Consider the following 23,705-nt stretch of genomic DNA (forward strand, 5'->3'; position numbering starts at 1 on the left):
CGGGCGGCCGTTCGGTACTGCGGATCAGGCGAGCGAGTCCTCCCAGGCCTGGTGGAGGTCGGCGTAGTTGCCGCCGCTGGTGATGAGGTCGCTGGGGGCGCCGTCCTCGATCACCTGGCCGTACTCCAGCACGATCACCCGGTCCGCGGTCTCCACCGTGGACAGACGGTGGGCGATCACGATGGCGGTCCGGTCGTCCAGGATGGTCCGCAGCGCGCGCTGGATCAGCCGCTCGCTGGGGATGTCGAGGCTCGAGGTCGCCTCGTCCAGGATCAGCACGGCCGGGTCCGCCAGGAAGGCCCGGGCGAACGCGACCAGTTGCCGCTGCCCCGCGGACAACCGGCTGCCGCGCTTCTCGACGGAGGTCTCGTACCCGTTCGGCAGGGCGATGATGAAGTCGTGCGCGCCGATCACCTTGGCCGCTTCCACGATCTCGTCCATGGTGGCGTCCGGCTTGCCGAACCGGATGTTGTCGGCCACCGTGCCGGTGAAGAGGAAGTTCTCCTGCGTCACCATGACCACCCGCTCGCGCAGGTCGTCCTCGGTCAGGTCGCGCAGGTCGATCCCGTCCAGCAGCAGGTGCCCGCCGGTCGGGTCGTAGAACCTCGCCACCAGTTTGGCGATGGTCGTCTTGCCGGCCCCGGTCGTCCCGACCAGGGCCAGCGTCTGCCCGGCCGGTACGTCGAGATCCAGCCCAGGCAGGACGGGCACGCCGTCGACGTACTGGAACTGCACATTGCGCAGCTCGAGGTGTCCCCGCGCCTTGGCAGGCCGGGCCGGCTCGATCGGCTCGGCGACATCGGGCTTCTCGTTCAGCACGCCGGAGAGCTTCTCCAGCGCGGCACTCGCGGACAGGAAGGTGTTGTAGAACTGCGAGATGTCCTGCAGCGGCTCGAAGAACTGCCGCAGGTAGAGCAGGAACGCCGTCAGCACGCCCACCGTGACGTGCCCGTGGTAGGCCTGCCAGCCGCCGTACGCCAGGATCGCGACGATGGTGATGTTGCCGACGCCCTTGATCGACGGCATGAAGATCGCGTTGATCCGGAACGACTCGAGGTTGGCCTCGCGGTACTTGTCGTTGACGCCGTGGAAGATCTCCTCGTTGCGCGGCTCCCGGCGGAACGCCTGGACGGCGCGGATGCCGGTCATCGACTCGACGAAGTGCACGATCACCAGTACTACGGCCTCGCGCGTCCGCCGGTAGACGACCGCCGACCGGCGACGAAACCAGGCCGTCAGCAGGAACAGCGCCGGGAACGACACCAGGGCCAGCAGGCCGAGCTTGACGTCCAGCGTCAGCAGCAGGATCGCCGTACCGAACAGCGTGAGCATGGCCGTCACCAGGCCGTCGAAGCCGGTCTCCAGCATCTCGTCGATGACGTCGACGTCCGACGTCAGCCGGGAGATCACGCGCCCCGACGTGTACTTGTCGTGGAACGACGGGCTGAGCCGCTGGAAGTGGTCGAACACCCGTCGGCGCAGGCCCAGCAGGATCGTCTGACCGAGCCGCCCGGAACGCATCAGAAAGATCTGCCGCGCTCCCGCCTGGATCAGCGCCGAGGCGAGCACTATCAGGACAATGGTGACGAGGGTCTTGCTGCCCTCACCCGCGAGGATCGGCGGGATGCCCTTGTCGATGCCGAGGTGGACCAGGTACGGCACCGACAACCGGGCCGCGTTCTCCACCACGACGATCACGACGAGCAGCCAGATCATCTTCTTGTAGGGCCGCAGCAGTTCGCCGAGCAACTTGCGCGACTGGTCCTTCAGCCGCAGCGTCGTTGCCCTCGACAACTCGTCGTTGCCTTCCTCGGCGTAACCGCGCCAGGAATCCTCCTGCCGGTCGGATCGCTCGGCCGGGGACTGTTGAGGTGTCTGCTGGGTCGTCGTCATGCGTGCACCTCCTCCTCTTCAGCCGCGAGCAACTGCCGGTACGCCGGGACGGTGGCGAGTAGTTCCGTGTGCGTCCCGACCGCGATGATCGTGCCGTCCTGCAGCAGGGCGACCTGATCGGCCAGCATCACCGTCGACGCCCGGTGGGCCACCACGATGCCGGTGGTCTCGGCGAGCACGTTGCGCAGCGCCTCCTCGACCAGAGCCTCGGTGTGGACGTCGAGCGCGGACAGGGTGTCGTCGAGCACCAGGACGGCCGGCCTGGCCAGCACCGCACGGGCCAGTGCCAGTCGTTGCCGCTGGCCGCCGGACAGCGACATCCCCTGTTCGCCGACCCGGGTGTCCAGACCCCACGGCAGATCGTTCGCGAAGGTCGCCTGGGCAATCTGCAGGGCCTGCTGCACGTCCGCCTCGGACGCGTCGGGCCGGCCCAGCGTGATGTTCTCCCGGGCACTCATCGAGAACAAGGTGGGGTCGTCGAACGCCGACGCCACCGCGCTGCGTAGCGACCGGAGGGTGAGATCCCGGACGTCGTGCCCGTCGATCGTGATCCGCCCACCGGTCACGTCGTACAGCCGGGGGACCAACGAGGTGAGCGTGGTCTTGCCCGACCCGGTGGCCCCGACCAGGGCCAGCGTCGTGCCGGGTGCCAGGTCGAGGTTGATGTCGCGCAGGACGTCCGCCGAGTCCGGGCTGAACCGGAAGCTGACGTGCTCGAACCGCAGGTGCCCCTGCGGCCTGACCAGCTCGTCCGGACCGTCGGTGATGGTGGACTCGGTGTCGAGGATCTCGCTGATCCGGTCCGCCGACGTCATCGCTTCCTGCGCCATCGCGAGGATGGCGCCGAGCGACTCCACCGGCCAGATGAGTGACAGCATCAGCGTGATGAACGCGACCAGCGTGCCGAGCGAGATGGCGTCCCGGCCGACGGCGAGCGCGCCGAGCAGCAGCACGATCACCAGCGTCAGGTTCGGGATCACCTCCAGGAAGGTCCAGAACCGCGACGCCAGCCGGACCTTGTCCACCGACGTCTCGTAGAGCTTCACCGCGCCGTCGTCGAACTGCTTCTTCACGTGCTCGCGGCGACCGAACGCCTTGATCACCCGGAAGCCGACCGCCGACTCCTCGATCCGGGTGGCCAGGTCGCCCTGCTGGTCCTGTACGCGGCGGGAGATCGCCAGGTACTTCCTCTCGAACTTCAGCGACACCACGATGATCGGTGCCGCGGCCACCACGACGACGATGCCGAGTGGCCAGTAGAGCCGGAGGAGCAAGGTGGTGACGACCACCAGTTGCAACACGTTGATCACCAGGAACAGCAGGCCGAAGCCCATGAACCGGCGGATGGTGGACAGGTCGGCGGTGACCCTGGAAAGCAGCTGACCACTCTGCCAGCGGCTGTGAAACTCCATCGGCAGCGCCTGCAACCGGACGTACAGGTCGTGACGGAGGGTGGCTTCGAGGTCGCTGACGGCTCGTGACTGGGCCCAGCGGCGGATCCAGACGAGCAGGACCTCACTGATGCTGAGGCCGAGGGCCAGCAGGCCCAGCGGGAGGAGCAGATCGATCTCGCGACGGGTGACCGGTCCATCGATGATCGCTCGGGTGACGAGGGGAACGGTGAGGCTGACGCCGACGCCGAGGACGGCGCTGGTGAACATCGTCAGCAGTCGCCAGCGGTGTGGGCGGAGGTACGGGCGGAGTCGCCAGAGATTCTGGCTCCGCCGGTGGTCACGTCTGGAAGGGGCAGCAATCGACGGCGCTTGGACAGGTTGCTCTGAGGGCATCTGGAGGGGCGCACTTCCCAACATGCTCGGCACGGGATTGGGTTGCGACCGGAAAACGGCGCACTTTCCAGTATCGCTCAGTAGGTAAGCGCTTGTCGTCCGATTTCCATTCCCCGGTGCTGAATTACCACTTCTTGCAATGGCTGTACGGCCCTGTCGCGCGGTGACCGGGGTCACGTCCATCACGAGTCGTAATAAGTACTACGACGGCGATCGGCCGACGAAATCCGGATGACCGGGCCGCCCGACGTACGCCACCTCCTCGCCTCTGCGGAACCTCCGCACAACCACCTGTTTGCGGGATGTTCGCGAGACCACCGGTTGCGAGGCTTGGGCAACCGTCGCTTCCCGTTGTGGGAGCCGGAGGCAGCCAGGCCGATGCGGTGACCTCACCTGGCTGAAACGGGAGACCGACCATGGCCGTCGGCGGTCTCGGCGACAAGCTGCGCCCAGGTGGAGGCGGGCAGTTCTCGTGAGCCTTCGGATGGAGCGATTGCGGTGACCACATCGGGAGGGGTCAGGCCGATACGGTCCACAGTGCCTGCTCGGCTCGATCGGCTGCCGTGGAGTGGATTCCACTGGAAAGTGGTCATCGCGCTCGGCATCACCTGGGTGCTTGACGGCGTGGAGATCACGGTCGCCGGCACGATCGCCGATCGGCTCCGCGACCAGGCGATGCTGGGGCTGAGCTCGTCGGAGGTGGGCCTCGGCGCGAGCCTGTATCTGCTGGGTGAGGTGGCAGGTGCCCTCTCCTTCGGCCGGCTGACCGACAAGGTCGGCCGACGGAAGCTCTTCCTGCTGACGCTGGGCGTGTACCTCATCGGCAACGCGCTGACCGCGTTCTCGATGAACTTCGTGTTCTTCGCGGTGACCCGGTTCATCGCCGGCACCGGCATCGGCGGTGAGTACACCGCGATCAACTCCGCGATCGACGAACTCATCCCCGCGTCGTACCGCGGCCGCACGGATCTCGCCATCAACGGCACGTACTGGCTGGGCGCGATGATCGGCGCGGGCGCGAACTTCCTCTTCCTGAACGAGGCCTACTTCGGTGCCGACCTCGGCTGGCGCATCGCTTTGATGATCGGGCCCGTGATCGGCATCCTGATCTGGCCGCTGCGGCGGCACCTCCCGGAGAGCCCGAGGTGGCTGCTCACCCACGGCCGTGCTGAAGAGGCGGATCGCATCGTCGCCGAGATCGAGCGGGACGTCGCATCGAAGGGCGTCGCGCTGGAGCCCGTCGGCGACGACCACGCGATCGAGCTCAGCCCGCGCGGCACGATTCCGTACCGTGAGATCCTCGCCGTGGTACTGCGGGACTACCGCCGGCGCTCGCTGGTCGGCTTCAGCCTGATGGCGACGCAGGCCTTCCTCTACAACGCGATCTTCTTCACCTATGCGCTGATCCTGGCCGACTTCTACGGCATCCCGGCGGACAAGGTGCCGTACTTCATCTTCCCGTTCGCCGTCGGCAACCTGCTCGGCCCGCTGCTGCTCGGTCGGTACTTCGACACGATCGGCCGGCGGATCATGGTCGGCAGCACCTACTCCCTGTCCGCGGTGCTGCTCTTCGTGACCGGCTGGCTGTTCAACGAAGACGCCCTGACCGCCACTACCCAGACCATCCTGTGGTGCGTCATCTTCTTCTTCGCCTCGGCCGCCGCGTCCTCGGCGTACCTCACTGTCAGCGAGATCTTCCCGGTCGAGATCCGGGCCCAGGCGATCGCACTCTTCTTCGCCCTGTCGGTGCTCGCAGGCGGCGTGATCGCGCCTTGGCTGTTCGCGACCCTGATCGGCGACGGCAGCGACCGCGGCCGCGTCTTCCTCGGCTATGCGGTGGGCTCGAGCCTGATGTTGATCGGCGGCCTCCTCGAGTTCGCCTGGGGCGTCAATGCCGAACGCCAATCGCTGGAGGCCATCGCCACACCTTTGTCCGTCCGCGCGGTGATAGCCGGCGCGGAGAGCGGCCTCACCGGCGGCCTGACGGCACACGTACGCCGTGGGCTGCCGCCTGGCGAGCGCGTATCGGGACAGGCACGCCGGGAGTGACCTCACGAAAGCCCAACTGAAACCCGCACCGAGGGGTGGAGTATGCAGCGATTCGTCCAGCCGGCGCTGTCCATTGTCATCGCGGTCGCCGTCGCCTGGCTGGTCGCCTTCACGGTCGAAATCCTGGTCCGCCGAGAGCAGGCCCGTTCCACCCCGCCCGTGTGGGTGTCCCTGCAGCGGCGGTGCAGGGCCTCCTTCCGGACCACTCTCACCCTTGCCGCGATCCTGATCGCCTTGCCTTCCGCGGGATTCAACGGCCCGGTCGTGGAGGTCATCCGCGAGGTTCTGGTCCTCGCCCTGATCGCCGCGATCGTGTGGCTGCTCGTTCAGCTGATCCGTGTGGGCGAGGACGTAGCCCTCTCGCGCATCAACGTCGATGTCAGTGACAACCGGCGGGCCCGCAAGATCCGGACCCAGGTCGTGCTACTCCGCCGGGTGATGGCCGTGGTCCTGGTGCTCATCGGCGCGGCCGCGGCAGCGATGACGATCCCTTCGGTGCGGGCCTTCGGCGCGAGCTTCCTTGTCTCGGCCGGCGTGCTCAGTGTGGTGGTAGGTCTGGCCGCGCAGGCGACGCTGTCCAACCTGCTGGCCGGGATCCAGATCGCCTTCACCGACCCGATCCGGATCGACGACGTCGTCGTGGTCAACGACGAATGGGGTCATATCGACGAGATCACCCTGACGTACGTCGTGGTCCGCACCTGGGACAACCGTCGGCTCATCCTGCCGATCTCGTGGTTCACCACCAACGTCTTCCAGAACTGGACCCGCCACGAGGCCAGGGTGCTCGGCAGCGTCATCCTGCACGTCGACTTCACCGTGCCGATCGACGAACTCCGCGCCGAGATGTACCGCCTCGTGCAGGAATCACCACTGTGGGACGGCCGCGACTGGGTGCTGCAGGTAGTGGACACCACGCCGACGACGATGGTCCTCCGCGGCCTGGTCAGCTCGGCCGACGCCCCCAGCAACTGGGACCTGCGCTGCGACATCCGCGAAAAGCTCCTGATCTACCTCCGAGAGCATTACCCCCACACCCTCCCCAAGCTCCGAGCAGACCTCTCAGACGGCCACCAGCCGAGGCAATTCGGCGACAACAGCTCCGCCCCCGACGGAACGCCCCGGTCAACCACCCCGTCCCGCCCAGCCGAGTGACGCTCTCTCAAGGCCGCAGTCTTGCTGAGACCGCGATCGCGTCCAGGTCCTCCCATTCCTGGACGCGCAACTGGAAGGGCGTCCGGGGCTCACTCACCCGCCCGAGATTATCCAGTCGCCAGGAACTGGTTGGCTTCTATCCTGAGCGGATGGACTTGGAGTTCAGCGGCGAGGTGTGGTTCTGGAAGGGTCCGGCTCCCTGGTACTTCGTGACCGTGCCGGAGGACGAGTGCGGTGAGCTGGAGGCCACTTCCGCCTTCGTCTCCTACGGCTGGGGCATGATCCCGGTCGCCGCGCAGATCGGCGAAACCGAGTGGACGACCTCGCTCTTCCCGAAAGACGGTCAGTACATCGTCCCGGTCAAGGCATGGGTCCGAAAGGCCGAAGGCCTCGACGTAGGCGACACCGTGAGAGTCCGCCTAGCCGTCGATAGCTGAGCCGTCACTGCTGACGACGAGGAGGAGAACCCGTTGAGTCGGCAGACGGGTCACCGATCAGGGGGCCGGGTCTCGCCGGTCAACCGGACCCGCTAGCCAGCCAGGCCCGTGCTCGGGAGGCATGGTGATCGAGGTATTCGCGGGGGAGTGGGCCTTCCGCGGTCGCTAGCGAGAGGTTCAGCTGGTGTAGACCCCTTGCGACGATGAGACCTCTCATGACCGCTTGCGGAACATCTGGCCAGGTGCGGACCTCCGAATACCCGTCTCGGAATGATTGCGTCAGGCCGTCGCGGTCGTGGTGCCGACCGAAGGAGGCGAGGGCGAAGGAGATGTCTTGCTCCGCGAAGCCGACGACCATGTCTTGAAAGTCGATCGGCACCGGCCCTACGCCCGGGGCTTCGATGACGTTGGCCGGCGTGAGGTCGCCGTGTAGTAGATGCGGCGAGCCCGCAGGCCGGCGCCGCCAGAGATCATCGATCACCAGCTGGACGCTGTCTCTCGCCTCGATGAGGACCTTGCCGTGCTCGGGAACGTCTCCCAACTGGTCGGGCAGCCGCCAGTAGAGCACCCTGTCTGCGCGCAGTACCCCGTCAGCGCGACGAGCAGCGGCGTGCTCGTGTAGGCGTGCCATCAGTTGCCCCAGCTTGCGGGCCCGGGGCGGAGCTAGTCGCGTACGCATCGAGCGGCCGCGTATCCAGGTGAACAGCACGCAGGTGCGCGCTCGGCCTTCGGGATCGTCTACGAGAACCATCGGTTCACCCAACGAGGTCTCTACGACCTCAGGCACCGCCAGCCCGTCGTTGTACAAGCTGCGCTGCCACGCCGCCTCGGCCTGAGCCGTGCCGGTGGCGTGTATCTGCAGCGGCGGGCCAATGCGGAGGGCATAGGTGCCATCCGCTCCTTCAATGCGGTAGACCGTATTGAAGGAGCGCGCCACTCGGGTGACCCGTCGCGCTTCGACGGGGAAGAACCGCAACGCGATCATCGCGAGCTTCCGCTCCTCGGTGAGGCTTGCCTCAAACAGAACGCCCAGCCCCCTCAACGTGTTTCGTCGGCATGTGCGGACGAATGGCCCTGCCCATAGTTCCCTAGGTCTGGGTCGCGATCGTGCGAAAGAGGCACCAGGTCGGAGGATGTTGAACCTGATCGGGGCTTTGCTGCGTGAGCGGGTGACGAGAATCGAAAGCACGAGGCCAGTTGGAAGATCGGTTCACAGCCAACCCTGCGGGTCCTGGTCGCGAGCTGGCCTACGCACGCTCGGCTGGAGGCAATCAGTCGCGGTTGATGAGCGTTGGCGATGCGGGGCTCACGAACCCGCCGAAACCACGCGGCCATTGATCAGCACCCGACTCGGTGGCGCGCAGCGGTCATGAAGTGGTGGCCTTGAACACCAAACAGGGACCGCGGACAGGAAATAACGTGTTCAAGGCCCCGACTACCTGTCCCAGGACCCCACTCTTGGTCAGGGCCGCACCCACCCAGCCCTCCGCGGCCCCCTGCCGAAAGGCATCATCACGAACTACGGCTGCCGTACTAGCGTCGAAGAGTGGTGCCTCGACTCGCGAGCCAATTGCACGCGGCCTGATCGGCGGTGGGAAGGCGAAAGGCCCAGGTCGAGGGTAAGGTGCCTCTGACCTGGGCCTTTGTGGTGTGGAGCGGGTGACGAGAATCGAACTCGCGTAGCCAGTTTGGAAGACTGGGGCTCTACCATTGAGCTACACCCGCAGGTGCTGTCGAGCAGCGCCGCACATGATTCCACATCGGTGGTGCCGGGTGCCAACTCGGTTCCGCAGATGAGCGCCGCTGCGGCCTCCCCCGGAGTGGGCGGGGTGGGTCGGGGCGCGAGCACTGGTCTGCGTCCACTAGACTCATGCGGTCACTGCGGGGCGTAGCGTAGTGGCTAGCGCGCCTGCTTTGGGAGCAGGAGACCGCAGGTTCGAGTCCTGTCGCCCCGACAAACCCCTGCAGCACATTGCAGCGTGGCCCTGTGCGGTCACGGCTGTGAACGTCACCGATCAAGGAGAACCGCCACCGTGAAGAGCACCGTCGAGTCCGTGAGCCCGACCAAGGTCCGGCTCATCGTCGAGGTGCCGTTCGAGGAGCTCAAGCCGAGCCTCGACGCGGCGTACCAGAGCATTGCCTCGCAGATCGTCGTCCCGGGCTTCCGCAAGGGCAAGGTTCCCCCGCAGGTCATCGACCAGCGGGTCGGTCGCGGCCCGGTTCTCGAAGAGGCCATCAACGACGCGCTGCCCAAGCTGTACTCGCAGGCCGTCCAGGACAACAAGGTCAAGGCGATCGGCCGGCCCGAGGTCGACGTGACCGAGTTCAACGACAAGGAGAGCCTGCAGTTCTCCGCCGAGGTCGAGGTGCGTCCCGAGATCACGCTGCCTGACCTGGAAGGCATCGAGGCCGCCGTCGAGGACATCGCGATCAGCGACGACGAGGTGACCGAGCAGATCGAGGCGCTGCGGCAGCGGTTCGGTTCGCTGAACCCGGTCGAGCGCGCTGTGCAGGACAAGGACTTCATCACCATCGACCTGTCCGCGACCAAGGACGGCGAGAAGATCGAGGAGGCGCAGGCCACCGGCCTGTCGTACCAGGTCGGCAGCGGGCAACTGCTGGACGGACTGGACGAGGCCGTGATCGGCCTGTCCGCCGACGAGTCCGCCACCTTCACCACTCAGCTGGTGGGTGGCGAGCTCCAGGGCCAGGACGTCCAGGTCGAGGTCAAGGTGACCGCGGTCAAGGAGCAGGAACTGCCGGAGTACGACGACGACTTCGCGCAGACGGCGTCGGAGTTCGACACGGCCGAGGAGCTCACCGCCGACGTGCGGAGCCGGCTGGAGCGCGGCAAGCGCCTCGAGCAGGCCGGTGACGCCCGCGACGCGGTGCTCGAGAAGATCCTGACCATGGTCGACGTGCCGGTGCCCGAGGGCCTGCTGACCGATGAGTTGGCCGCCCGCCGGGAGAACCTCGAGCAGCAGCTCGGCTACTCCGGGATGACCTTCGCGCAGTACCTCGAGGGCGACGAGTCGACCGAAGAAGAGTTCGACGAGGACCTGAGGAAGCGTTCCGAGGACGCGATCAAGGCCCAGTTCGTGCTCGACCTGGTCGCCGAGCAGCAGGAACTGAGCGTCAACGACCAGGAGCTGACCGAGCACATCGTCCGGCACGCGCAGCGCTCGGGCGTCAGCCCGGACCAGTTCGCCCAGCACGCGGTCGAGAACAACCTGGTGCCGAGCCTGGTGTCCGAGGTCGTCCGCGGCAAGGCGCTCGCGCACCTGGTCGAGAATGCCAGGGTCACCGACGCCTCCGGCAACGAGGTCGAGCTGAAGACCCTGCAGCCGGACGGCACCTACGCCGACCCCGAGGCCGCTGAGGCTGAGGCTGACGCCCAGAGCCCGGCCACCGCCGACGAGACCCCGGCCGACGAGGCCCAGGCCGACGAGGCCCAGGCCGACGAGCCCGCGAAGGCCTGACCACGAAGCACCGCCGACGGCCCGGATCCCAGCGGATCCGGGCCGTCGCCGTGTCCCGGCAGGTCAGTTCGCTGCCAGTTGAAGCGGGGCAGTGAGATTCGCGGGGCTGTCCGGTCATTCGCTGACAGCAGACACAGTGCGCCGTGAGCGAACACCTGCCCACCGGCCTTAGGTCTGTCGCCGCCGACCAGTAATGTCGGCTTCGTGAACGAGACACTTGCAGCCAGCCCCACCGCCGCGGGCGGCAACGGATCCGGCGGACTCGACGACCACATCTACCAGCGCCTGCTGAGCAACCGGATCATCTTCTTGGGGTCCGAGGTTCGCGACGACAACGCGAATGCGATCTGCGCTCAGATGCTGCTCCTCAACGCCGAGGACCCCAACAAGGACATCTGGCTGTACATCAACTCGCCGGGTGGTTCGGTTGACTCGGGCATGGCGATCTACGACACCATGCAGTGGATCTCCAACGACGTCGCCACCGTCGGGATGGGCCTCGCCGCATCGATGGGGCAGTTCCTGCTCTGCGCCGGCGCGAAGGACAAGCGGTTCGCCCTCCCGCACGCGCGCATCATGATGCACCAGCCCTCCGGCGGCATGGGTGGAACGGCTTCCGACATCAAGATCCAGGCCGAGCAGTCGCTGCACATCAAGGCGCAGCTCTTCCGCCTGATCGCCGAGCACACCGGTCAGCCGCTCGAGCAGGTCGAGAACGACGCCGACCGCGACCGCTGGTTCACCGCGGAGCAGGCGAAGGACTACGGCTTCATCGACCACGTGGTGGCCAGCGCGGCTCAGCTGAGCAGCGGCAGCCCCAACTCCTGATCTCCCACTCCGTAGTAAGGAAACGAGCATGAACTACTTCATCCCGCAGTGGGAGGAGCGCACGTCTTACGGCATGCGCCGGATCGACCCCTACACGAAGTTGTTCGAGGACCGGATCATCTTCCTCGGCACCCCGATCACGGACGAGATCGCGAACGCCGTGATGGCGCAGTTGCTGTGCCTGCAGGCGATGGACTCCGACCGTGATATCAGCATCTACATCAACTCGCCCGGTGGTTCGTTCACAGCGCTGACCGCGATCTACGACACCATCCGCTACATCAAGCCGGACGTGCAGACCGTTTGCCTGGGCCAGGCAGCCTCGGCCGCCGCTGTCCTGCTGGCAGCCGGTACGCCGGGCAAGCGGCTGGCGCTCCCGAACAGCCGGATCATCATCCACCAGCCGGCCACCGAGGGCACCTACGGTCAGTCCAGCGACATCGAGATCCAGGCGAACGAGATCCTGCGGCTCCGCGCGCTGCTGGAGCAGATGATCGCCGAGGCCAGCGGCAAGCCGCTCGAGGAGGTCTCCCGTGACATCGAGCGGGACAAGTTCCTCACCTCCGAGCAGGCGATCGAGTACGGCTTGATCGACGACATTCTGCAGAGCCTCAAGACCCCGGTTCCGGCCGGCGTCTGACCGCTCCATCCGTTTCGGCGGTGCTGTCAAGGGGGTCCGGCGTTCGCCACCGGCGTAGTCACAACGCGGCGGTGAGCGCAGCGTTTCGGCCCTCGGCGCGGTACCGTCGAAACGGCAGCGGGGCCCTGGCGGCCCACGGTCCGGTTCGACTGCTCAGAGAAGGGATCTGTCCCGGTGGCACGCATAGGTGACGGCGGTGACCTGCTCAAATGCTCGTTCTGCGGTAAGAGCCAGAAGCAGGTCAAGAAGCTCATCGCCGGTCCCGGCGTCTACATCTGCGACGAATGCATCGATCTCTGCAACGAGATCATCGAGGAGGAGCTGAACGAGGGCTCCGAGGTCGGACTCACGGAGCTGCCCAAGCCCCGCGAGATCTACGACTTCCTCAATGCCTACGTCGTCGGACAGGACGTGGCGAAGAAGGCGCTCGCGGTTGCGGTCTACAACCACTACAAGCGGGTCCGCGACGGTCAGGCCTCCTCGAGCGCCGGCCGGCACGCCAAGGACGAGGCAGTCGAGTTGGCGAAGTCCAACATCCTGCTGATCGGCCCGACGGGCTGCGGCAAGACGTACTTGGCCCAGACGCTCGCCCGGATGCTGAACGTACCGTTCGCGATCGCCGACGCCACCGCGCTCACCGAGGCGGGTTATGTCGGTGAGGACGTCGAGAACATCCTGCTGAAGCTGATCCAGGCCGCGGACTACGACGTCAAGAAGGCCGAGACGGGCATCATCTACATCGACGAGGTCGACAAGATCGCCCGCAAGAGCGAGAACCCGTCGATCACCCGCGACGTCTCCGGCGAGGGCGTTCAGCAAGCCCTGTTGAAGATCCTGGAAGGTACGACGGCCAGCGTCCCGCCGCAGGGCGGCCGCAAGCACCCGCACCAGGAGTTCATCCAGATCGACACCACCAACGTGCTCTTCATCGTCGGTGGCGCGTTCGCCGGGCTGGACCACATGGTCGAGCAGCGCGTCGGCAAGAAGACGCTCGGCTTCAACGCCAAGCGAGAGACGGAGAAGCCGCGCGAGGTCGGCGGCTACTCCGACGTGATGCCGGAGGACCTGCTCAAGTTCGGCCTGATCCCCGAGTTCATCGGTCGGCTCCCGGTCATCACCACCGTGTCCCCGCTGGACCGGGACGCGCTGATCAAGATCCTGTCGGAGCCGAAGAACGCGCTGGTCAAGCAGTACAGGCGGCTTTTCGAGATCGACAACGTCGAGCTGGAGTTCAGCGACGACGCGATCGAGGCGATCGCAGACCAGGCGCTGCTGCGCGGCACCGGTGCCCGCGGGCTGCGGGCCATCATGGAGGAGGTGCTCCTCAACGTGATGTACGAGGTGCCCAGCCGTGAAGACGTCGCCAAGGTCGTCGTCACCGGCGAGGTCGTGCTGGAGAACGTGAACCCGACGCTGATCCCGCGCGACCAGATGGAGCGCAAGCGCGAAAGGCGCGAGAAGACCGCCTGACTCACTCTTCCGAGGAGGCCGGTGTCCGCTGCAAGGCGGAACACCGGCCTCCTTCTCTGTGGCAAAGGGACAGGCCGGCGCGCCGCGACCGTTGCCGCTGGCAAGCTCGCCAACCGATTGTGGAATGGAGCCGGCGCAAGGAGGAGTACACGTCACTCGGAAGCAGCCTGCAGCCCTGCATGGAGGCGCGACAGACCGGCCGCCCGCTTGCGTATCCCGGGTACGCCCATGCTCGTGTTCGGCACCAAGCACGACCCGGCGACGCCGTACCAGGCAACCCGCCTGCGCCTGTCGGCTCCGCCCGCATAGTGCGGTGTGGGCTACTTCATCGCGTCGAAAGCCTGGTCGGAGACTGGGCCGACCTCTTGGACGCTGACGCCGACGTTGGCCGCCTGGGCGATCACTGTCAGAGTGTTGGAGCTGCGATAGCACTGGGTCTGCTGCTTGTCCGTCGAGGCGACGCAGGTGGACTTGCCGACGGTTTTGACCTGATCCGGTGTCGCGCCGGAGTCCTTGATCGTCTTGTTGATGTCGACCTTGCCGCGCAGGGCGATCAGGACGAACATCCGCTTGCCGTCGATATTTCCGTAGGCCTCGACCGTCGCCTGCTTGCCGTTGTTGATCCGGCTCAGCGCATCACGCGTCTGGTCGAGTTCCAGCTGACTGCGAATAGCCGGATCCGTGATCCGATCGAGTCCCGCCAACTTCGCCGGCGGCGTGATCCCACGAGCCGTATTCAACCGATTCATCGGCCCGAGCCCCGCGAAATACCCAAGGCCGGCCAACACCAACAACACCACCACAACGGCCCCCACCGTCACCCACGGATTTCTCCGCAAGCTCACCCTCTTCTTCTTCCCTGCCGGCCCCGTCCCAGTGCCCACCCCAACTCCACCACCCGGACCTGCCGGCGGACCCGCCGCTGTGCCTGCACCCGGACCTTCCGGCGTACCCGCCGCTGTGCCCGCGCCTGCACCTACGCCGCGACCTGCCGCTAGACCCGCCGCTGTGCCCGCGCCCGCACCTACGCCGCGACCCGCCGCTTTGCCCGCGCCCGCTCCTACGCCTGAACCTCCCGGGGTCGACGCTGCAGCACCTGCTGCCGAGCCGCCAGCCGCTGCCTTCCCAACTGGGCCGAGGCCGGTGATCGGAGCGGTCGGCGTAGTGGGGGTGGTTGGGTCAAGTGGACCGGTGCCAGCGCCACCAGCAGGCGGAGTGCCTCCCACGGCTGGGCGGTCACCCGTGGCCGGCTTAGCCCCGCCAGCGGGTGTGCTGCCGCCAGCGGGCGTGCTGCCGCCACGGGCTGACGTCGGGCCGGTTGTTGGCCAGGTGTGTCCAGTCGCCTTGGGGCTTGCCGCACGCGGAGCCGTCGGGCCGGTTGTTGGCCAGGTGTGTCCCGTCGCCCTGGGGCTTGCCGCACTGGGAGCCGTGGGACTGCCAGGGGTCGGTTGACTGCTGGGTGCAGTTTCGCCGGGCGTTTCCGACGCGGGCGCCGACGCAGGCGGTGTTGCTGGAGTGGTGCCGCTACCCGTGGCCGCGCTCGAAGGCTCTTTGCCACCGGCTGCTGAACTGCCGGTGGGTGAGTTCCCCGCAGCTTGGCTACCGCTGGCCGAAGAAGACGCAGGCGAGCTGGGCGTCGAGGCCTCAGGTCCAGCGGAGGCTTGGGCCGGACGGACGGGGGTTTGAGGGGGGAGTGGGGTTTGCGCGGGTAGCGGTGTCTGCTTTGGCATCGGGGTCTGTGCGGGCAGCGAGGTGGACTTGGCCGGGGCGGTGATGGGCTCCGGCTTGTCCGACTCTTCCGTCGCGCCCGTGGAAGGACCAACCTCCGCAGACCCCAGGTCGCCGGAGGCCGGGCCTGAAGCGGTGTCCTCGGGGGCGGGGGTGGCTTTGGTGGGGCCGCCGCGGGGGGTTTTGGGGCCGGGGGTGTCCGCTGGGGCGACCTCCGGGGTGGCGTCGGTCGCCGGGGTGGGGCGGTCCGCCGGGTCCGGGGTGGTGGGGTCGCTCATCAGGCATGCTCCTCGGGACAGAGTCACGTTCTCGCCGGGGTTGCTCCGATCGTTCCACATCGGGACAACCGGTTCCGCAGCGTAGCCGCTCGCTTCGTAGCAGTAGCGCCCGCCTCCGAAGAAGAAGCGAGCGCTACCAGTCTCTACAGCGGCACGAGCCGGACGGTCAGAGGGTCGCGCTGACCGAGACCTCGCCGGACTCGTCGGGAGTCCAGACAATGCCGCCCACGATCCGGCCTGCCGCGCGCAGGTCGCCCTCGGCTTGCTCGGCCAGGGCCAACCGGGCCGCCGGGCCGGTGACCTCGACCTTGGAGACTTCGGTCTTCATCGAGACCTGTTCCTTCGACTTGGCGCCGCGGATCCCCGCGAGGACCTCGGCGACCGCGTCGAGAACCCCGGGGTCATGCTCCGTGGAGGCGACATCGACCTCGGCGACCGGCCAGCTGGTCAGGTGGATCGAGCCCTCCTGCCACCAGGACCAGACCTCTTCGGTCGCGAACGGCAGGTACGGCGCGAGCAGGCGCAGCTGGACCGACAGGGCGACGGCCAGGGCGGCCTTCGCCGAGGTGGCACCCGCCTCGCCATGGCCGCCGTACGCGCGCTCCTTCACCAGCTCCACGTAGTCGTCGCAGAACGTCCAGAAGAACCGCTCGACGTTCTCCAGCGCACCGGTGTAGTCGTAGCGCTCGAAGGCCGCGGTGGCGTCGCCGATGACGGACCGGAGCTGCTGCAGCATCGCGAGGTCGACGGCCTCGGTCACAGCCGAGGCGTCAACGGTCGTCGCGCCGAAGCTCAGCACGAACTTGGACGCGTTCAGCACCTTGATCGCCAACCGCCGGCCGACCTTCATCTGCGACTCGTCGAACGGCGAGTCCAGCCCTGGCCGGGCCATAGCGGCGCGCCAGCGCACCGCGTCGGAGCCGAACTTGTTCAGGATGTCGTCGGGTAGCGCCGCGTTGCCCTTGGACTTGCTGAACTTCTTCCGGTCGGGGTCGACGACGAATCCCGAGATCATCGAGCGCTCCCACGGCAGCGTGCCGTGCTCGAAATACGAGCGGACGACCCGGGAGAACAGCCAGGTCCGGATGATGTCGTGCGCGTGCGTGTTCAGGTCCATCGGGAACGTCCGGGCGAACAGGTCCGGGTCACGCTCCCAGCCGGTGACGATCTGCGGCGTGAGCGAGGAGGTGGCCCAGGTGTCCATCACGTCCGGGTCGGCCTGGAAGCCGCCCGGCTTGCCGCGCTGCGACTCGTCGTACCCGCTGGGGACCTGCGAGGTCGGGTCGATCGGCAGCTCTTCCTCGCGCGGCATCAACGGGTGCTCGTAGTCCGGCTCGCCGTCCTCGCCGATCGGATACCAGACCGGGAAGGGCACGCCGAAGAAGCGCTGCCGGGAGATCAGCCAGTCGCCGTTCAGCCCTTCGACCCAGTTCTGGTAGCGGTGCCGCATGTGCTCCGGCACCCACTTCTCTTCCTTGCCCAGCTCGACGAAGGTGTTCCGGAGCTCCTCGTCGCGGCCGCCGTTCTTGATGTACCACTGCCGGGTGGAGACGATCTCGAGCGGCTTGTCGCCCTTCTCGTAGAAGTTCGCCATCCGCTGGGTCGGCCTCGGCTCGCCGTCGAGGTCGCCGCTCTCGCGCAGCTTCTGAACGATCAACTCGCGTGCGCTGAAGACGGTCTTGCCCGCCAGGTCGGCGTACAGCTCCGAGCCTTCGAGCCACTCGGGGGTGTCGCGGAGCATCCGGCCGTCGCGGCCGATCACCGTGCGGACCGGCAGTTGCAGCTCGCGCCACCAGATCACGTCGGTGAGGTCGCCGAAGGTGCAGACCATCGCGATACCCGTGCCCTTGTCCGGCTCTGCCAGCGAGTGTGCGAGAACCGGCACCTCGACGTCGAACAGCGGCGTGCGGACCGTAGTACCGAACAGGGCCTGGTAGCGCTCGTCGTCCGGATGGGCGATCAGCGCGACGCACGCGGGGATCAGCTCGGGCCGGGTGGTCTCGATGTAGATCGGGCCGTCGGCGCCGTGGAAGGCGATCCGGTGGAAGGCACCGGGGTAGTCACGGGCCTCCAGCTCGGCCTGCGCGACCGCGGTCTGGAAGGTGACGTCCCAAAGGGTCGGCGCCTCCGACAGATAGGCCTCGCCACGGGCGAAGTTGCGCAGGAAGGCGCGCTGCGAGGTGCGGCGCGAGTCCTCGGAAATGGTCGTGTAGAGGTAGTTCCAGTCCACGCTGAGGCCGACCTGGCGCCACATCCGCTCGAAGGCCTGCTCGTCGATGTGGGTGAGCTCGCCGCACAGCTCGACGAAGTTCTGCCGGCTGATCGGGATCTGCTTCTTCGGGTCCGGCTTCTCCGGAGGCGTGAAGTCAGGGTCGTACGGCAGCGTCGGGTCGCAGCGGACGCCGTAGTAGTTCTGCACCCGCCGCTCGGTGGGCAGACCATTGTCGTCCCAGCCGATCGGGTAGAAGACCTTCTTGCCCCGCATCCGCTGGAACCGCGCGATCAGGTCCGTGTGGGTGTAGCTGAAGATGTGGCCGACGTGGAGCTTGCCCGACACCGTCGGCGGCGGGGTGTCGATCGAGTAGACATCAGCCCGCTCGGCCGTCCGGTCGAACGCATACGTGTCCTGCTCCTTCCATACCGCAGCCCACTTCTCCTCGAGACCTTCGAGGGTGGGCTTGTCAGGAACACGGGACGTTTCGTTCATGCGTTCAATCCTAGTGGTTGTCAAGGGGTGCTTCCGACCGGTTATCCACACCCCTCTCTAGACTGAGGTCCTGATGAGCGACCTCTCCTATGCCGAGGTATCGGCGCGGCTCCAGGCAAGATGGCCTGAGCACAAGATCTCACCCACGCTGGATCGGGTCCGGCGGCTGGTCGAGCTGCTCGGCGATCCGCAGAAGGCCTATCCGGTCATCCACCTGACCGGGACCAACGGCAAGACCTCGACGGCCCGGATGGTCGACTCATTGCTGCGCGAGGCCGGTCTTCGCACCGGCAGGTTCACCAGCCCGCACCTGGAGACCGTCCGCGAGCGGATCACCCTGAACGGCGAGCCGATCAGCGAGGAGCGCTTCACCGAGGCGTACGCCGAGATCGAGCCCTACCTCGACGTGGTGGATGCCGAGAACGAGCATCCGCTGTCGTTCTTCGAGGTGATGACCGGGATGGCGTTCGCGGTGTTCGCCGACGCCCCGGTCGACGTGGCCGTGATCGAGGTGGGGCTCGGCGGCACCTGGGACTCCACGAACGTCGCCGACGGCACGGTCTCGGTGATCACCCCGGTCGCGGTCGACCACGCGCACATCCTCGGCGCCGATCCGGTCACGATCGCCCGGGACAAGGCGGGAATCATCAAGCCGGGCGGCATCGCGGTGATGTCCCAGCAGAGCGTCGAGGTCTTCGACGTGCTGCAGCGCCGGGCCGCCGAGGTGGTGGCGCAGGTCGCCCGCGAGGGGATCGAGTTCGGCATCACCAGCAGGTCGGTCGCGGTCGGCGGTCAGCTGATCTCGCTCCAGGGCCTCGGCGGTCAGTACGACGAGATCTTCCTGCCGTTGCACGGTGAATACCAGGCGCACAATGCGGCCACGGCGCTCGCGGCAGTCGAAGCCCTCCTCGGCGCCACCGCGCAGACCGAGGGTCAACGGGTCACCAGGGAGCTTGTCGAGGCCGGATTCGCCGAGGTCACCAGCCCCGGCCGGATGGAGGTGGTGCGGACCAGCCCGACCATCATCGTCGACGCCGCGCACAACCCGCACGGCGCCGAGGCGACTGCCGCCACCGTGACCGAGGCGTTCGCCTTCAACCCGCTGATCGGCGTACTCGGGTGCATGAAGGACAAGGACGTGTACGGCGTACTCGAGGCGTACGAGCCGATCATGGAGACGGTCGTCTGCACCCGCAACTCCTTCGAGCGGTCGATGCCGGCCGAGGAGCTCGGCGAGATCGCGGCCGAGATCTTCGGCGAGGACCGGGTGCTGGTCCGGCCCAAGCTGATCGACGCGATCGACGACGCGATCCGGCTGGCCGAGGAGAACGCGATCGCGATGGGCACCGGCGGCGTCCTCATCACCGGCAGCGTGATCACCGCCGGCGAGGCCCGCACCCTGCTGGTCCGGCGGCCGCGGGCGGACGAGGGCACCAAATGAGATCCCTCGCATCCATCGTGCTCGGCTTCGAGGCGCTCGTGCTGGCCCTCGTCACCCCGGTGATGATCTCGGTGGCAGGAGTCAAAGCCAGTACTGCGGTGCCGCTGTGCCTCGGCCTCGCCGTGCTCAGCGTCGTAGCGGCCGGACTCCTGCGGAACCAGGTCGGCTACATCCTCGGCTGGGTCATCCAGGTCGCTGCCGTCGGCCTCGGCTTCGTCGTACCGGCGATGTTCGTCCTCGGCCTCGCCTTCGCCGCGTTCTGGGTGATGGCCTACGTCCTCGGCAGGCGGATCGACGAAGCCAAGGCAGCACAGCAACCCCAGGCCGGTTAGGCTCAGCGGCCCAGAGTCGAACAGAGCCGAACAGAGTCGAAACAGAGAGAGTAGAGATATGTCGCAGCGCACCCTCGTCCTGCTGAAGCCCGACACGGTACGCCGTGGCCTGATCGGCGAGGTCCTCGCCCGCTTCGAGGTCAAGGGGCTCAGCATCGTCGCGATGGACCTGCGCACGATCGACGCTGAACTGGCCGACCAGCACTACGCCGAGCACGTCGAGAAGGCGTTCTACCCGCCGCTGCGCGAGTTCGTCACCAGCGGCCCGCTCGTGGCGCTGGTGCTCGAGGGTGACGAGGCGGTCGAGGTGGTCCGCGCCCTGAACGGCGCGACCGACGGTCGCAAGGCGGCGCCCGGCACGATCCGCGGCGACCTCTCCCTGTCCAATCGCGAGAACCTCGTGCACGGCTCCGACTCGCCGGAGTCCGCCTCCCGCGAGATCAAGATCTGGTTCCCCGACCTGCCGTAGGGCCCGTCGCGCCGTGGCGCCCTCGGGCGGAGGGCGTCACGAGCCGATCGAGCGGAGTTTGTCGTCGAGGGTTTCGGCGTCGGGGTGGTTCAGCTCCAGGAGCAGGTCCAGTGATGCCTGCCAGTAGCCGCCGGCCGCTTCCTGGTCGCCTAGCTCGTGCTCGACATCGCCGAGGCTCTGCAGCATCAGCGCCTGGTAGTAGAGGTCGTTGAGCTCCTGGTAGAGCGACAGCGCCTCCCGATAGCAGCGAGCCGCCTCGGCATGGTCGCCGAGGCCCCGGTTGGCGTAGCCCAAGTGGTCCCAGGTCGCGGCCTCACCCAGCTTGTGGTCGACCTCCTGGTACAGCTGCTGCGCCTGCAGGCAGTACGCCACTGCCTGGTCGTATTCCCCGAACGTCGAAGCGTGCAGCCATCCCAGCGAGTTCAGTGCGAGCGCCTGGCCGGTCCGATGCCCGCTGGCCTTGAACAACTCCGAGGCGATCAGGTCGTGCTCGTACGACTCCTTCAGCCGCTCCTGGTGAGCCAGCACGAACGCCACGACCCGCTGACACCACGCCTGCGCCACCTGATCACCTGCCTGTACTGCGAGGTCCAGAGCCGTCTGTGACTCCACCAGAGCCTCGTCGAGCCGACTCTGCCGAGTCAGGGCGTGTGCGCGGTATCGGTGAGCCATCACCTGGCCCGGCATGTCCCCGGACCGCTCGCAGCACTCCACGGCCGTCTGCATCACGTCCACCCAGGTGTTCCACAGCCCACGCCGCTCGAAGAACCCGGTGATCGTCCGTGCGAGGTGGGTTGCGTGCCCGTCGAAGCCGTTCCGCGCGGCGTGCTCGATCAGCACCACCAGATTCGGGTGCTCCACCTCGAACCAGTCGAACGCCTCCTGGTAACCCCCGAAGCTCTGCACGTTGGTCGTACCGCAGAGTTCAGGCAGTACGTCGGGGTCGCGATGCGGGCGCAACCACTGGTCGCCCGCGTCCGCAGTACGGAGGTAGTGGTCGAGCAATCGCCACAGGGCGAGGCGGCATTCGTCTTCCTTGTCGACGGCTCTGGCTAGTTCTGCGGCGTAGACGCGCAGGAGATCGTGCGAGGTGTACCGCTCGGGTGCGAGCTGGTTGACCAGGTGCGCTCGTTCCAGCTCGGCAAGAGCGGGCCTGACACGATCGGGCGTAGTACCGGCCAGGGCAGCAGCTGCAGCGACGGGCAGGTCGGGCCCTGGGTGTAGGCCGGACAGCCGGAAGACCCTGGCGGAGGAGCTCGTCGCCAACTGGTAGGACCACGAGAACACACCCCGCAGGTCTGTCAGCTGGTCCTCACCGGCGAACGCATCCAAGCCCTGTCTGGTACGGCGCAGGTCCAGCGCCACGGCCTCGAGTGACCACGCGGGATGCGCCGCCGCGTGGGCTGCCACCAGCGACAGCGCGAGTGGTAGCCGAGCCGCGAGCGACACGAGCTCCTCGGCCGCCGCAGGTTCGGCCTCGAGCCGTCCGGCACCAAGGGCGCCGACCAGCAGCGAGTAAGCCTGGTCCCAGTCCATCAGGTCGAGCGACACCGGATGGGCGCCCTCTCCGGCCAGCAACCCCGGCAGCCTGCTCCTACTGGTCACCAGTACGCGACAGCCGCCACCCCCGGGCAGCAGGGGCCGGACCTGCGCCGCACTGCGGGCGTTGTCGAGCACGATCAGGGCGCGCCGCTCCGCCAGCAGCGTTCGGTAGAGCGCAGCCTGAGCCGCAACCCCGAACGGAACCCGCCCGGGCGCTGTCTGCAATGCATCCAGGAACCCCCGTACTGCGTCCTCGGGCGCGACCAAGTCACCCGATGGGTCAAAGCCGCGCAGGTTCACATACAGCTGACCGTCGGGGAACTCGGCAGCAACCCGCTCGCCCCAAGCCACTGCCAGCGCGGTCTTGCCCACCCCGGCGGTCCCCGAGATCACAGCGATCGACGCGGTAGGGCCGATCGACCCCAGCAGGACCTGATCGAGCTCGGCAAGCTCCTTCGTCCGCCCGACGAAGCTCCGCCCTCCAGTGGGCAGCTGGTGAGGGATCACCTCGCGTGAGGTTCGTACTGCGGCTGCGCGGGCGTCCGTGGCCAGTACTGCCTGATGCAGTCGACGTAGAGCGGGCCCGGGATCGAGGCCTAGCTCATCAGCCAGCCGCCGGGAGGCTTCGCTGTAGGTGGCAAGTGCATCTGCGGGACGTCCGGCCCGGATCTGCGCCTGCATCAGCAATGCCCAGAGCGGCTCCCGCAGTGGATGCCGCCTGGTCAGGCCGCTGAGCTCGGACGTCACCTGGGCGTGCTCGCCGAGTTCGATCCGCGACGCGAGCAGTAGCTCCGTCGCGTGCAGGCGTTCCTCGGCCAGCACCGGTACAGCGTCACGGATCAGGGCCCCACCCGTCAGACCCGCCAACGGCTCACCCCGCCACAGGCCGAGGGCTTCACTCAGCAGTCGTGCACGTTCCGAGGGCTCGGTGACCGCCATGCTCGACGAGACCAACGCACGGAACCGGGTCAGATCGACCTGCTCGGGGGCGACGGTGATGACATAGCCCGCGGGCTCGGTGCTGATGATCGCCTGGCCGAGCAGGCTCCGCAGTCGGGAGACATAGGTCTGCAGCGTGGATCGGGGCCGAGCGGGGAGGTCGGCCTCCCACAGGGTGTCGACCAGTTCCTGGGCCGCGACCGGGCGGTTGGGCCGCAGCAGGAGAGCGGCCAGCAGGACCCGCAGCCTGTTCGCGGCCAGGTCGATCCGCCGGTCGGAGTCACCGCGGACCTCGACCGGGCCGAGCAGCCGGAATTCCATGCTCGCCATTGTGGCGGTGATCGGGCCGCAGCGGTGGGGATCGGGCAAAACTCGCAGAGCCGGTAGGGGGCCGGTGAAAGGGCCGTGAAAGCGGTCTGAAGGCGCCTGCAGTCATGCTCGGGCGGCGGGCACCTCACCAGCCCGCCGCACCTTCGGGGAGGGGCGCTCGCCCGTCGGAGGGAGGGGCGAGATCTGGGGGCGGGTGGTGCC

16 protein-coding genes and 2 tRNA genes are annotated in these 23,705 nt (G+C 67.4%); 11 read left to right on the forward strand and 7 right to left on the reverse strand.

Annotation, left to right across the window (positions count from 1 at the left end):
• Nucleotides 1-24: 24 nt before the first annotated feature.
• Both ABD210_RS05910 and ABD210_RS05915 read right to left on the reverse strand, forming a co-directional pair.
• Complete coding sequence (locus tag ABD210_RS05910; RefSeq protein WP_344109643.1) at nt 25-1,893, reverse strand: ABC transporter ATP-binding protein; 1,869 nt, start codon at nt 1,891-1,893, stop codon at nt 25-27.
• On the reverse strand, nt 1,890-3,554 hold the full coding sequence (locus tag ABD210_RS05915; protein ID WP_344109645.1) for an ABC transporter ATP-binding protein: 1,665 nt from the start codon (nt 3,552-3,554) through the stop codon (nt 1,890-1,892). Before ABD210_RS05915 ends, ABD210_RS05910 begins: the two co-directional genes overlap by 4 nt.
• Nucleotides 3,555-4,217: 663 nt before the next feature.
• Here ABD210_RS05915 and ABD210_RS05920 point away from each other — a divergent pair.
• From ABD210_RS05920 to ABD210_RS05930, 3 genes are all read left to right on the forward strand, one after another.
• Nucleotides 4,218-5,729 (forward strand): MFS transporter, encoded by a 1,512-nt coding sequence (locus ABD210_RS05920; protein ID WP_344109647.1) that lies wholly within the window; start codon nt 4,218-4,220, stop codon nt 5,727-5,729.
• Between the two features lie 42 nt (nt 5,730-5,771).
• On the forward strand, nt 5,772-6,884 hold the full coding sequence (locus tag ABD210_RS05925) for a mechanosensitive ion channel family protein (protein WP_344109649.1): 1,113 nt from the start codon (nt 5,772-5,774) through the stop codon (nt 6,882-6,884).
• Nucleotides 6,885-7,033: 149 nt separating this feature from the next.
• Entirely contained in the window at nt 7,034-7,321 is a 288-nt protein-coding gene (locus tag ABD210_RS05930) for a DUF1905 domain-containing protein (RefSeq protein ID WP_344109651.1), read from the forward strand.
• A gap of 79 nt (nt 7,322-7,400) precedes the next feature.
• Here the strand turns inward: ABD210_RS05930 and ABD210_RS05935 are convergent, their stop codons facing one another.
• Nucleotides 7,401-8,306 (reverse strand): phosphotransferase enzyme family protein, encoded by a 906-nt coding sequence (locus ABD210_RS05935; RefSeq protein WP_344109653.1) that lies wholly within the window; start codon nt 8,304-8,306, stop codon nt 7,401-7,403.
• A gap of 666 nt (nt 8,307-8,972) precedes the next feature.
• Nucleotides 8,973-9,046: transfer RNA gene (locus ABD210_RS05940), tRNA-Gly, on the reverse strand.
• Nucleotides 9,047-9,203: 157 nt separating this feature from the next.
• Here ABD210_RS05940 and ABD210_RS05945 point away from each other — a divergent pair.
• The 5 genes from ABD210_RS05945 to clpX all read left to right on the forward strand — a co-directional run bounded on the left by ABD210_RS05945 (nt 9,204) and on the right by clpX (nt 13,738).
• Nucleotides 9,204-9,276, forward strand: a tRNA-Pro gene (locus ABD210_RS05945).
• 78 nt (nt 9,277-9,354) lie between these two features.
• Nucleotides 9,355-10,800 carry a trigger factor gene (gene tig, locus ABD210_RS05950; protein ID WP_344109655.1) on the forward strand — a complete coding sequence of 482 codons (1,446 nt, stop codon included), beginning with the start codon at nt 9,355-9,357 and terminating at the stop codon, nt 10,798-10,800.
• 204 nt (nt 10,801-11,004) lie between these two features.
• Nucleotides 11,005-11,628 carry a ClpP family protease gene (locus ABD210_RS05955; protein WP_344109657.1) on the forward strand — a complete coding sequence of 208 codons (624 nt, stop codon included), beginning with the start codon at nt 11,005-11,007 and terminating at the stop codon, nt 11,626-11,628.
• 28 nt (nt 11,629-11,656) lie between these two features.
• Nucleotides 11,657-12,268: an ATP-dependent Clp protease proteolytic subunit gene (locus ABD210_RS05960; RefSeq protein WP_344109659.1), complete on the forward strand. Its 612-nt coding sequence runs from the start codon at nt 11,657-11,659 to the stop codon at nt 12,266-12,268.
• A gap of 174 nt (nt 12,269-12,442) precedes the next feature.
• A complete protein-coding gene (clpX, locus tag ABD210_RS05965; RefSeq protein WP_344109661.1) occupies nt 12,443-13,738 on the forward strand; it encodes an ATP-dependent Clp protease ATP-binding subunit ClpX in 1,296 nt (431 codons plus the stop codon).
• Between the two features lie 320 nt (nt 13,739-14,058).
• On the opposite strand, the gene ABD210_RS05970 is transcribed toward clpX, so the two are convergent.
• Complete coding sequence (locus tag ABD210_RS05970; protein ID WP_344109663.1) at nt 14,059-14,583, reverse strand: hypothetical protein; 525 nt, start codon at nt 14,581-14,583, stop codon at nt 14,059-14,061.
• 1,327 nt (nt 14,584-15,910) lie between these two features.
• Complete coding sequence (valS, locus tag ABD210_RS05975; protein ID WP_344109665.1) at nt 15,911-18,451, reverse strand: valine--tRNA ligase; 2,541 nt, start codon at nt 18,449-18,451, stop codon at nt 15,911-15,913.
• 73 nt (nt 18,452-18,524) lie between these two features.
• On the opposite strand from valS, the gene ABD210_RS05980 reads away from it, so the two are divergent.
• The 3 genes from ABD210_RS05980 to ndk are packed head-to-tail and all read left to right on the forward strand — an operon-like array spanning nt 18,525 to nt 20,693.
• The gene (locus ABD210_RS05980) at nt 18,525-19,892 is read left to right on the forward strand and encodes a bifunctional folylpolyglutamate synthase/dihydrofolate synthase (RefSeq protein ID WP_344109668.1); all 1,368 of its coding nucleotides are present in this window, start codon (nt 18,525-18,527) and stop codon (nt 19,890-19,892) included.
• Nucleotides 19,889-20,224 carry a DUF4233 domain-containing protein gene (locus ABD210_RS05985; protein ID WP_344109671.1) on the forward strand — a complete coding sequence of 112 codons (336 nt, stop codon included), beginning with the start codon at nt 19,889-19,891 and terminating at the stop codon, nt 20,222-20,224. The genes ABD210_RS05980 and ABD210_RS05985 overlap by 4 nt, the downstream gene beginning before the upstream one ends.
• 58 nt (nt 20,225-20,282) lie before the next feature.
• Nucleotides 20,283-20,693, forward strand: coding sequence for a nucleoside-diphosphate kinase (gene ndk / locus ABD210_RS05990; RefSeq protein ID WP_344109673.1), 411 nt, complete (start codon nt 20,283-20,285; stop codon nt 20,691-20,693).
• Between the two features lie 36 nt (nt 20,694-20,729).
• On the opposite strand, the gene ABD210_RS05995 is transcribed toward ndk, so the two are convergent.
• Nucleotides 20,730-23,495 (reverse strand): AfsR/SARP family transcriptional regulator, encoded by a 2,766-nt coding sequence (locus tag ABD210_RS05995; protein WP_344109675.1) that lies wholly within the window; start codon nt 23,493-23,495, stop codon nt 20,730-20,732.
• Between the last annotated feature and the right edge of the window lie 210 nt (nt 23,496-23,705).

It is taken from the genome of Kribbella alba (genome assembly GCF_039529635.1).
GTDB lineage: Bacteria > Actinomycetota > Actinomycetes > Propionibacteriales > Kribbellaceae > Kribbella > Kribbella alba.